The sequence below is a fragment of the Erythrobacter sp. A6_0 genome (genome assembly GCF_017744235.1).
Lineage (GTDB): Bacteria > Pseudomonadota > Alphaproteobacteria > Sphingomonadales > Sphingomonadaceae > Qipengyuania.
On sequence record NZ_JAGHQR010000002.1, the window covers coordinates 660,433 to 671,813 of the forward strand.

The following is an 11,381-nucleotide window of genomic DNA, read 5'->3' on the forward strand; positions in this document are numbered from 1 at the left end:
ACTGATTTCGAAACCCTCCAAACAGAAATATGAAAGTGATTAATAACTTTTAAGGCCAGAGAATTTTTTTTAGATATTAAATCTAATTAATAGCGTCATTCAAGAATATTCGATGCTTGACCCTCGGCCCGATAAGCTCATGCTTTAGGCAATTGGAGGGCTACATCATGAAATTATTTTTCGCCGTCGCGGCTATATCCGCTCTTTCCTTTGCGTCCCCCGGTCACGCATCCGAAACGACGACCTATACTTACGATGCGAAGGGTCGGCTCGTGAAGGTCCAGCGTTCGGGCGGGACGAATAACGGCACGGCAACCGATTACGAGCACGACAAAGCCGACAATCGCAAGCGGGTCCGCACCACCGGCCGCTGATTTCTTAAAAACCGATCGCAAGCCAATGTTCGGGCGCCTCGCAGGAGAGGTTGGCCCTCGGCTTCGATCGTCTTCATTCGGGGAGGATTTTCCATGAGCCTATTGGGAGCGCGCGCAGGCAAGATCGGCCTGCTGGCATCGACCATTCTTTGCGCAGGCCTTTCGGCACCCGCCATGGCGCAGCAGACCGCCGCGCCGGTCGATCCATGGGTCGCGACCGACGAGAACGGCGTCGATCTCACCAATGGGCGCTATTACCTCGACATCCTCGAAGGCAGCATCGGCTCGGGCGACGGGGCGATCGCGCTCGTGCGCTATTACGGGCAGAACGGTCTTCAGGACAATTGGAGCGGCACGCTCCAGCTCACGAACAGCGGCACGGTGGCGACGGTCAGCCTCGGCAAGGTGTCGGAGAAATTCACGCTTTCAGGCTCCACTTGGGTGTCGGCGAAGGCGAATGGCGGCACGCTGACGGGAAGCGGCGGCGCGTGGACCTACCGCTCGTCCGAGGGAGTGGAGATCACTTATAAATCGCCTTCGTCTCTGTCGATGTATCCGGGAGTCCAGGCGCAATATAGCGGCCCGGGTTGCAGCACGGACGGGACCAGCTGCGGGCTTCCGGTCGAGGTGCGCCGTCCCAATGGCGTCGTCTATTCGCTTCTCTGGATGGTGCAGACCGAATGCTTCGAGAACGGTCAGCCTGCAATTCCGGGCGGAGGCCTTGGCGGCGGTGGGGAGCTGGGAGGCGGCGGCTTCGGCGGCGGCGGCAGCCAGCAGTGCTTCTCGCCCTTCCGGCTGGACCGCATTTCGAGCAACGCCGGTTACACGATGGCGATCAGCTACGACAGCGATCAGGCCAGCTATAATGCCGGCTTCCCCCCGCCGAGCTATTACAACCGCAAGACCGTCGAGTTCTACGACACCTCCAACGGGCCGGACGGCGCCGGGTCGCAAACGGTCACGTATCAGCGGCCTGCCAGCAATGTGCTCGTGATATCCAACAGCCAGTCTGGCGATTGGCGGATTACGACCAATGGCGCCAATCTTGCGATCCGCAAGCCGGGGCGTTCGAGCGACACGCTCTTCGTCACGCGCGATACGACCAACAAGGTGACCTCGGTCACCGACGATGGAGCGACCACGAATTACAGCTGGAGTTCTTCCGGCGGCAACACCGTGGTCGCCAAGAGCGATGCGGGCGGCGGCGACGGACAGGTGGTCACCAATCCCAGTATCGGGCGCCCCGGCACGGTGACCGACGCGCGCGGCGCGAGCGAGACCAACACCTATTACGCGAGCGGGCTGCTCCAGCGCACGACCTTCCCCGAAGGCAATTACGTCCACTATTATCGCGATGCGCGTGGCAATGTCACCCGGACGCAGATCGTCGGCAAGACAGGCGGCGAGATCAACACCTATGCAGAGTTCGGTCTGTCCTGTTCGTCGAACCCCAAGGCCTGCAACAAGCCGACCTATACGATCGATGCGCGCGGCAAGCAGACCGATTATTACTACAGTACGACGCACGGCATGCTCACCGAAGTCCGCCGCCCTGCAGCGGCATCGGGCCAGCGCCCGACGACCTATTTCGAATACACCGCGATCGACGGCAAGTATCAGCTCACCCGCCAGCGCGAATGTAGCTCGGCGGCCAGCTGCTCAGGCTCTGCAAATGAGCGCGTGACGACGCTGCAATACGACTCAAAGGGGCGCTATCCCGTCTCCGTCACACTGGCGAGCGGCAATGGCGCGATCTCATCGACCAGCCAGTTCACCTACGATGCGCGCGGCAATGTCCTGACCGTCGACGGGCCGCTTCCGGGCAGCGGGGATACGAGCTACCATTTCTACGACCAGCGCGACCGGCGCCGGGGCACGATCGGACCGGACCCGGACGGATCGGGCGCCATGCCGCGACAGGCCATCCGCTACACCTATGACGACGCAGGACAGGTCCTCTATGCCGATGTCGGCACCACGACCGGCACTGCGCAAAGCAATCTCGACGGGATGACCGTGCGCCAGCGGGTCGAGAACATCTTCGACGCGAATGGGCGCCGCACGCAGCAGCGGCTCGTCTCGGGCGGCCAGATCTACAGCCTGACGCAATACGGCTACGACGCGCAGAACCGCCTGCAATGCGTCGCGGTCAGGATGAACCCCTCGACCTATGCGAGCCTTCCCGCCGCCTGCACGCTGGCTACCACAGGCAATCAGGGGCCGGACCGCATCACCCGCTATCACTATGACGGCGACGATCGGATCGTGCGCGTCGAAAGCGGCGTCGGCACGGCCGAGGTCGGTAACGATTACGTCGCGACCTTCACTCTGAACGGCCGCACCCAGACGCTGACCGATGGGGAGAGCAACCGCACGACCTATGTCTACGACACGTTCGACCGGCTCTCGCAGACCCGGTTCCCCTATGCGGGATCGAAGAACGCCTCCAACCCGAACGATTACGAACAGCTGGGCTACGACAATGCGGGCAACGTCACCAGCCGCCGCCTGCGCGATGGGCAGACGATATATTACGGCTACGACAATCTCGGCCGTCTGACCTCGAAGAACCTGCCCGGCAGCGAATCCGATGCCACCTATGCCTTCGACCTGATGGGCCGGTTGACGCAGGCCGTGCAGAACGGCCAGACGCTGAGCTTCGCGCACGATGCCCTTGGCCGCAACACGTCGCAGTCCGGCCCCTACGGGACCACCAGCTACCAATACGATGCCGCCGGACGAAGGACGCGCATGACCTGGGCGGACGGGTTCTACGTCACTTACGATTATCTCGCCGACGGCTCGATGCGGTACTTGCGCGAATATGGCGGCACTGCGCTCGCGACGTGGAATTACGACAGCGCAGGCAATCCCAGCTCGATCGTTTACGCGAACGGCACCACGCAATCGGTGGCGTTCGATCCGGTCGGGCGGTTGAGCTCGCTGGTCACCGATATCGCGGGTAGCAATGGCGACAACACGCGCGGCTTCTCGTACAATCCGGCAGGCCAGATCGCGCAGACGACCCAGTCGAACGACAGCTACGCCTTCGACCAGCTGGCGAACGCCGATCGCTACTATACGGCGAACGGCCTCAACCAGTATACGCAGGCGGGCGGAGTCTCGCTCGGCTACGATACGCGCGGCAATCTGACGAGTTCGGGCAGCGACGCGTTCGGCTATTCGAGCGAGAACTTCCTCACGAGCTACTCGCATCCCAGCGGCTCGGGCCAGCTGGTCTACGATCCGATCGGGCGGCTCTACCGCTATACCGGCCCTTCGACGGACACCCGCTTCGCCTATGACGGGGTGGACATGATCGCCGAATATAACGGCGCCAACCAGATGATGCGCCGCTACGTCCACGGGCCCGGCGTCGACAATCCGCTGGTCTGGTACGAAGGTGCGGGCACGGGCGACCGCCGCTACCTCCACACCGACGAGCGCGGCTCGGTCACCGCCGTCTCGAACGCCTCGGGCGCGCTCCTCGGCATCAACAGCTACGACGAATACGGCATCCCGGGCGGCGCGGGGCTTGGACGGTTCCGCTATACCGGCCAGACCTGGTTGCCGGAGCTTGGCCTCTATTATTACAAGGCCCGCATGTACTCGCCCACTCTCGGCCGGTTCATGCAGACCGACCCGATCGGCTACGCCGATGGCATGAATATGTACAATTATGTCGGCGGAGATCCGGTGAATTTTACCGATCCGACGGGGTTAGTGACGACCTGCCGCAACGTTGGCGTCACGGTGAAATTTGACGAATGGTATGTTGGCGCACCTGGTAAAGAGAACACTCCGACCGGCGTTCTTGTGAGCTATACCGTACCCCAGAGGCTGTGCACCGAAGAAACCGAAAGTAACGGAAATTCTGAAGGTTCAGTGAGTGCAGCAAATGAAATTGTCGTCACGGCTGACAAACCTACGCATTATTATTACATAAGCGATATTGCGTTCTGTAAGCCCACCGAATTATTTGAAACCTTCAGACAGCCTGGACGTTCTGCTCCAGGCTCTCCCTATGCACGCGAGGGCACAACGCAGGATATCAGCTTGGGAGGCTCGAATCCGATCACTCAAATTGTTTCGCCAAACACGCTGACAATCGTAAATATCACTCAGCCGACACATCGCTACCATTCGGGGACTGTTACCATTCAAATATCCGTATCAGCCCTGGGTTCGCGATATGAAATAACGGGTCGAGGGGAGAATGTTTCATGGGCTAGGGCACGTGAAAACGAGGCTACCGGCTATGCATTTTTCTCGGCAATTGGCAGTTTGAACGCTGCTGACTGTAGCGCACGTAGATTGTGGTGATATGTTAAATCTTAAAACACTTATTCGGAATGCATTTCCTCTATTTTTTCTTTTTGGATGTGCCGGACATATGGCTGAGCTGAATGAAAGAGAGGAATACAGTGTCTGCTTCTCCTCTGAAGGTGGCGCGAAAGATTTTAGGGAGTATCTCATATCGCTCGCTCGCGAAGAAGGAATGGACGTTTTTGATCGGGGTGAGGAAGCGCAGCGAGAGTTGCAAAGCTTGGAGCACGGACATGCAGTTCTTGACAGTACTACCGGCCCATTGATCTTGATGACTATCGAAAAGAAAAGCATGCTTCGTATTTCGATAACTAACGCTGGCCTAGGCAATGATCTAAATCTCACTTTTCGATATAGATCAAAGCCACGGCCACATGAGGCAAGCACAGTCTTTCATTTCGCCAATCAGGAATACCGAGTAATGCCAATCGGTGGGAATGGGTCTGGCGAGTTTTCTTGTGAAAACTCTTAGCCACAACGCGAGCGTCTAGTTTTGAAGAACTATCTACCTGTCCTCGCCGGACCGGTTCCGTATTATCTGACTCCGGTTTTGCCTCGGCTCAACGCACCGACAACTTGGGCCATTCGAGCGTGAACTTCCTTTCGAGCTATGCGCATCGGCCCCGGTGGGTTTGCTCTTTTTTGTTCCAATAGGGCAGCTCAAATACCTTACCGGCCCTTCGACCGACACCCGCTCAGTCGATGACGGTCTTGTGACGATCGCCGAATATAGCAGCGCCAACCAGACGACGCGCCCCTATGTCCACGGCCATGGCGTGTGCAGTCTGCTGGTCTGAAACGAAGATTCGGGCTTGAGAGATCGCCACTACCTACAAACCGACGACCGCAGCTTTACCAAGGCAGTCTGTGAACAGGATCTAAACATCGCTTTCGGACCCATCTGCGCCCGCCCCTCGCTTGAAATCGCGTCCGTTTCCCTGAAACCAACGCCCACACCTTACGGGAGGGTCGTCGCACCATCATGGCCGAGCAGATACGTCGCGATACGCTGTTCACTGCGCTCACACGGCCGCAGATGTTTGCGGGGGTGACCTACAGCTTCTTCGTCATCAACGCCGTGATCGCGGTCGAGCTGTTTCTGATCTTTCGCGCCTGGTGGGTGCTGTTGGTGGCGGTGGCAGTGCACGGCGTCGGCGTGCTCGCATGCCTTAACGAGCCGCGCTTCTTCGACCTCTGGATCACGCGGATGCGCACCTGTCCGCGCGTCAAGAACCACGATCTGTGGCAATGCAATTCCTACCGCCCCTGACCCGCGATCCCAAGGTGGCCGCGCGCGAAATGCCGGCGGGGGCGCATCTGCCCTATGCGCGCCATATCGACGCGCACACTATCGAGACGCGCGACGGATTGCTGATGCAGACCGTGCGCCTGGGCGGATTGCTCTTCGAGACGGCGGATGGCGACGAACTCGATTACCGGGCCGAATTGCGCGATGCGATGCTGCGCGCGATCGGCACGTCGCGCTTCGCGATCTACCACCATCTCGTCCGCCGCCGCGCCGATGCCGAGCTAGATGGGTCCTTTCCGGATCAATTCTCGCAGCGGCTCGACGAGAGCTGGCGCGCGCGGCTGGCGGGCAAGCAGCTCTACGTCAACGAGCTGTTCCTGACGATCGTGCGCCGCCCCCTGCAGGGTCGGGTCGGGATAGCTGACCGGATGCGCGGCTGGTTCGCCCGCACGTCGCAGCGCGATGCGGCGCTGATCGCGGGCGAGAAGCAGGCGCTCGACAATGCGCGCGACGCGCTGGTGGCGGCGCTGGGCGCATACGATCCACGCCTGCTCGGCACGTATGAAAGCGCGGACGGGGTGCGGTCCGAACCGCTCGAATTCCTGTCCTATCTCGTCAACGGCACCATGCGGCCCATGGTGGTTCCGCATGGCGATATCGGCCATCATCTGCCCGCGCGCCGCATCAGCTTCGGACGCGATACGGTGGAGTTGGCGCCTGCGGGGCATCTGGAGCGCGGCTTCGTCGCGTTGGTTTCGATCAAGGACTGGCCCTCGCTCACCATGCCGGGAATGTTCGATGAGCTGACGCGGCTGCCGTTCGAAATGACGATGAGCCAGAGCTTCGCCTTCGTCGAACGGCGCGAGGCGCTGGGGCGGATGAATCTGGCGCTGCGCCGGATGCGTTCGGCGGAGGACGAGGCGGTATCGCTGCGCGACGAGCTCGGCCTCGCCAAGGACGAGGTCGCGGCGGGGCGCGCCGGGTTCGGCGAACATCACACGACCATCGCGATCCATGCGGACGATCTTGAGCGGCTCAATCGCCATGTGGCCGAGGTGATCGCGCTGCTCGCCGATCTGGGCATCACCGCCGTGCGCGAGGATATGGCGCTGGAGCCTGCCTTCTGGGCGCAGTTTCCGGCGAACTTCCGCTATATCGCGCGGCGCGGCCTCGTTTCGACGACGAACTTCGCAGGCTTCGCAAGCCTCCATAACTTCCCGGTCGGCCGCGCACGGCGCAACCACTGGGGCGAGGCGGTCACTCTGTTCGAGACGACGGCGGCAGGGCCGTATTTCTTCAATTTCCACCAGCACGATCTGGGCAATTTCACGATCATCGGCCCATCGGGATCGGGCAAGACGGTGGTGCTCAATTTCCTGCTGGCACAGGCAAGGCGGTTTCGTCCGCGCACGATCTTCTTCGACAAGGATCGCGGGGCGGAACTGTTCATCCGCGCGATCGGCGGCAGTTACGACCGGCTGCGTCCGGGCGAGCCGTCTGGCCTCAATCCGCTTCAACTCGAAGACACGCCCGCCAACCGCGCCTTCCTCAACGAATGGCTCGGCCTGCTGGCAGGCGGCGTCGACGGCGAGGAGGCCGAACAAATCCGCGAGGCGGTGGAGACCAGCTTCCTCCAGCCTGTCGAAATGCGGCGGCTGCGCCATCTGGTCGAACTGTTCCGTGGCGGCGACCGCCCGCATGGCGGCGATCTCTATGCGCGGCTCAAACCGTGGTGGGGTTCGGGCGAGTGGGCCTGGCTGTTCGACAATGCGCGCGATGCTACCGATCTGGCGCAGGAAACAGTCGGCTTCGACATGACCGCGATCCTCGACGATCCCACCACGCGCACGCCCGCCATGTTCTATTTCTTCCACCGCGTGGAGCAACGCCTCGACGGGACGCCCGCCGTGATCGTGATCGACGAGGGGTGGAAGGCGCTCGACGACGATATCTTCGTGAAGCGCATCAAGGATTGGGAAAAGACCATCCGCAAGCGGAACGGCATCGTCGGCTTCGCGACCCAGAGCGCGCAGGATGCGCTCGAAAGCCGGATCGCCAGCGCCATCATCGAACAGGCGGCGACCCAGATTTTCATGATCAATCCCAAGGCTCGGGCGGAGGATTACGTCAACGGCTTCGGCCTCAGCCGCCACGAATACGATCTCGTGCGGACCCTGCCCGACGCCTCGCACTGCTTCCTGATCCGCCACGGCAAGGAAAGCGTGGTCGCGCGGCTAGACCTCACGGGAGAGAGCAAATTGCTGACGATCCTGTCGGGCCGCGAGGCGACGGTGCGCCTGTTCGACGAGATCGCGGATACGCACGGCACCGATCCGGCGGACTGGATGCAGCCGCTCCTGGAGCGGGCGGCATAGATCATGGCCTGTCCCGCGATCATCACCGGCGACCGGTTCGTCTCGCGCCTGATCGAGCATATCGACTGCCAGTCGCGCTATCTTGGCAGTTACGGGTACGAGGCGCTGGGCCAGTCCGGCTCGACCGCGTCGCTGGTCGTCACCGGATTGCTGACGCTGTTCGTCGCGCTGTTCGGCATCCGCCTGCTGTTCGGCCCAACGCCCGCGGCGCGCGACGTGGTGCTGGACGTGCTCAAGATCGACATCGTCCTGACGCTCGCCTTCTCCTGGCCCGCCTTCCGCACGGTGATCCACGACGCGGTGCTGGACGCGCCCGCCGAAATCGCCGGGACGATGGGCGGATCGCTGGTCGCGCCGCAGAACGCCGGGCTGACCGACCGGCTCCAACAGGCCGACAGTGCCATGGTGCGATTGACCGAGCTGGGGACGGGCCGGCAGATCGGACAATTCGTCGACAGCGAGGATCCCGGATCGCGCTTCGGCGGCGTGGCGATCGAGGACGATGGCGGCTTCGGCTATGCGCGCGTCGTCTGGATCGCGGGACTGATCGGCTCGCTCGCTCTGCTGCGGATCGCAGGCGGTTTGCTGCTGGCTTTCGCTCCGCTTGCAGCGGCGTTGCTCTTGTTCGAAGCGACGCGCGGGCTGTTTTCGGGATGGCTGCGCGGGCTGGTGCTCGCGCTGGTGGGCATGGTGGCGGTAACGATCGCGACCGCTGTCGAGCTGTCCGTGCTCGAGCCCTGGCTGGCCGACGCGCTGCGCCTGCGCATGCTCGGATATGCCGCACCCTCCGCGCCGACCGAACTGCTTGCGATGACGCTCGCCTTCACGCTGGTGAAGCTCGGGATGATCTGGCTGATGGGCCGGATCGCCTGGCAGCGGGGATGGCTGACTCTACCCGCCATTCCAGTGATCGCAATGCGCGGGCCGGGAGCGATGCCGGCTCCGGCGGGGTCGACCAGCGACACACGGGCGCTGCCATCGCGCGCCGAACGGATATCGCAAAGCATGGAAACGACCCTGAGGCGCGAGACCTCCACCAGCTCGTCGAGCCGCACCGACATCCGCCAGCTCGCCGCCCCGGCCAGCGCTGCTCCGTCCGCTGCCGCCCAATCCCCGGACCGCCTCGGCAATAGCTGGCGGCGCAGCGCCTATCGCGGATCGCGCGCGGCGAGCGAGCGGGATCGCAACCGATGACCAGACTGGAAACCGATTTCCACACCACCGACGTCGCCATCGAGGACAGCTGGGCGCGCAGCGTCACGCAGGATATCGAGCGATCGCGCCGCACCGCCTGGATCGTCGCCAGTGTCTCCGCCGCGATAGCGCTGCTGCTGGCGATCGCATTGGTCGTCCTGCTACCGTTGAAGACGGTCGAGCCCTACACCCTTCTGGTCGATCGCCAGACGGGTCATGTCGAAGCGCTCGCCCCGCTCGATGTGGAGACGGTCAGCGCGGATACGGCGCTGACGCGGTCCTTCCTCGTCCAGTATGTGATCGCGCGCGAAAGCTACGATATCGACAGCCTGGCCCGCGACTATACGCGCGTCGCGCTCTGGTCGGCAGGCGAAGCGCGCGAGCGTTACCTGCGCTTGATGCAACCCAATTCGCCCGAAAATCCTTTCGGCGACCTGCCGCTCCGCGCAGTGATAAAGGTCGAAATCAGAAGCGTCTCCTCCCTCGCCGCCGACCGGTCGCTGGTGCGCTTCACCACCGTGCGCACCGATCCGGCAGGCCGCGATCAGGCTCCGCAATATTGGGCGGCAGTGGTGACCTGGCAGTATTCGGGAGCCGAGATGAGCGCACAGGATCGCCTGACCAACCCGCTCGGTTTCCAAGTGACGCGCTATCGCAAGGATGCCGAGACTCTGCCCGAAGCGGTCCCAACGGTCGTCGCCGTGCCCGGCGAAAGGGGCGGGACGGAGCAATGATGCGCCTCGCAATCCTGCCGGCCACGCTGCTGTTCGCCCTGCCCGCGATTGCGCAGATCCTGCCCGATCCGGGCCCGACCAATCCGCGCCTCCAGACCGTGGCCTGGCAGAACGGACAGCGCATCATCCTGACCGCCCTGCCGATGACCGGGCTCACCGTCGTGCTCCAGCCGGGCGAACGGATCGTCGCCGACAGCCTCGCCTTTCCCGAACAGTGGGACCGGCGCATCTCGCCCGAGCGCGACAGCTTCCACGTTACCCCGCGCGTTCCCGACGCGGAGAGCGCGCTCACAGTGACGACTGATCGGCGGCAATATCTGTTCACGCTCCAGACCGGAGACAATTTCAACGCAGCCTTGCTGGTGCAGGTGCTCGATAGTCGGGCCGAGCCGAAGGCACGGAATCTCGGCCCTCCCCGGCCCCCGGTCGCCACTCAGCCCGCAACCGCTCCTAAGGGAATCTATCGCCTGCGCGGCGACCGGTCGGTGCGACCGCTGCAGATAGGGGATGACGGCACGCGCACCCGCATCCTGTTTGCGCCCGGCCAAGCATTGCCCGCAATCTTCGCGATCGGCCCGACGGGCGACGAGGAGGTCGTGAACGGGTACATGCGCGGGGACGCGTTCGAAATCGACCGGGTCTACGAACGGCTGGTCTTCCGTATCGACAAGGACAAGGCGACCGCGCGCCGTGCCGAGGAAGCGGACGCTGCGCGATGATGACGGCCGCAAGCAACCCTCAGGACCCGATGCCGGTGGTCCAGCGATCCGGCGGGGGCAATACCGGTATGTGGATTTTCCTCGCTATCCTGCTCGCCGGTGGGATCGGGCTTTTCACCGCGATGAGCGCCAGCCGCGAAGCTTCGCAGGCACCGCGCGTGACCGCCGCGGGTAGCGAGAACACGCGCATCGTCGCGCCGCCGCCTCTCGCCATGCGTGACGACTACGCCGACGGGGACGATATCCGGTACATCCGCGCAATACCGCGCAATCCCCTGCCCCCTGTTCGCCCGGTCGCTCCGGCAGCTCAGCCCTCGGCCCCGCGCAATATCGCGCCGCCTCCTGCGCCGTTGCCCCCCCGCCCCGCCGACCCCGCACCCTATCGCGAAGCCCTCCCCCCCCGGCCGACA

At 62.9% G+C, this 11,381-nt stretch carries 9 protein-coding genes and 1 pseudogene; all 10 read left to right on the plus strand.

Translation table 11 applies throughout. From position 1 onward, the window contains the following. Positions 1-167: 167 nt before the first annotated feature. A complete protein-coding gene (locus J7347_RS08830) occupies positions 168-374 on the plus strand; it encodes a hypothetical protein (RefSeq protein ID WP_209161696.1) in 207 nt (68 codons plus the stop codon). A gap of 93 nt (positions 375-467) precedes the next feature. Continuing rightward, positions 468-4,697 (plus strand): RHS repeat-associated core domain-containing protein, encoded by a 4,230-nt coding sequence (locus tag J7347_RS08835; RefSeq protein WP_209161697.1) that lies wholly within the window; start codon positions 468-470, stop codon positions 4,695-4,697. Between the two features lie 70 nt (positions 4,698-4,767). Continuing rightward, a complete protein-coding gene (locus J7347_RS08840; protein WP_209161698.1) occupies positions 4,768-5,172 on the plus strand; it encodes a hypothetical protein in 405 nt (134 codons plus the stop codon). Positions 5,173-5,326: 154 nt separating this feature from the next. Further along, a complete protein-coding gene (locus J7347_RS08845) occupies positions 5,327-5,497 on the plus strand; it encodes a hypothetical protein (RefSeq protein ID WP_209161699.1) in 171 nt (56 codons plus the stop codon). Positions 5,498-5,682: 185 nt separating this feature from the next. After that, positions 5,683-5,970, plus strand: coding sequence for a VirB3 family type IV secretion system protein (locus tag J7347_RS08850; protein WP_209161700.1), 288 nt, complete (start codon positions 5,683-5,685; stop codon positions 5,968-5,970). Continuing rightward, positions 5,949-8,324, plus strand: a complete 2,376-nt coding sequence (locus J7347_RS08855; RefSeq protein WP_209161701.1) for a VirB4 family type IV secretion/conjugal transfer ATPase — start codon at positions 5,949-5,951, stop codon at positions 8,322-8,324. The genes J7347_RS08850 and J7347_RS08855 overlap by 22 nt, the downstream gene beginning before the upstream one ends. Positions 8,325-8,327: 3 nt before the next feature. Next, positions 8,328-9,518: a type IV secretion system protein gene (locus J7347_RS08860; RefSeq protein ID WP_209161702.1), complete on the plus strand. Its 1,191-nt coding sequence runs from the start codon at positions 8,328-8,330 to the stop codon at positions 9,516-9,518. Then, on the plus strand, positions 9,515-10,252 hold the full coding sequence (locus tag J7347_RS08865; protein ID WP_209161703.1) for a type IV secretion system protein: 738 nt from the start codon (positions 9,515-9,517) through the stop codon (positions 10,250-10,252). Before J7347_RS08860 ends, J7347_RS08865 begins: the two co-directional genes overlap by 4 nt. Then, positions 10,249-10,971 (plus strand): TrbG/VirB9 family P-type conjugative transfer protein, encoded by a 723-nt coding sequence (locus J7347_RS08870; RefSeq protein WP_209161704.1) that lies wholly within the window; start codon positions 10,249-10,251, stop codon positions 10,969-10,971. The genes J7347_RS08865 and J7347_RS08870 overlap by 4 nt, the downstream gene beginning before the upstream one ends. After that, positions 10,968-11,381, plus strand: a pseudogene (locus J7347_RS08875) (hypothetical protein); the annotation flags it as partial. The gene J7347_RS08870 and the pseudogene J7347_RS08875, both read left to right, overlap by 4 nt.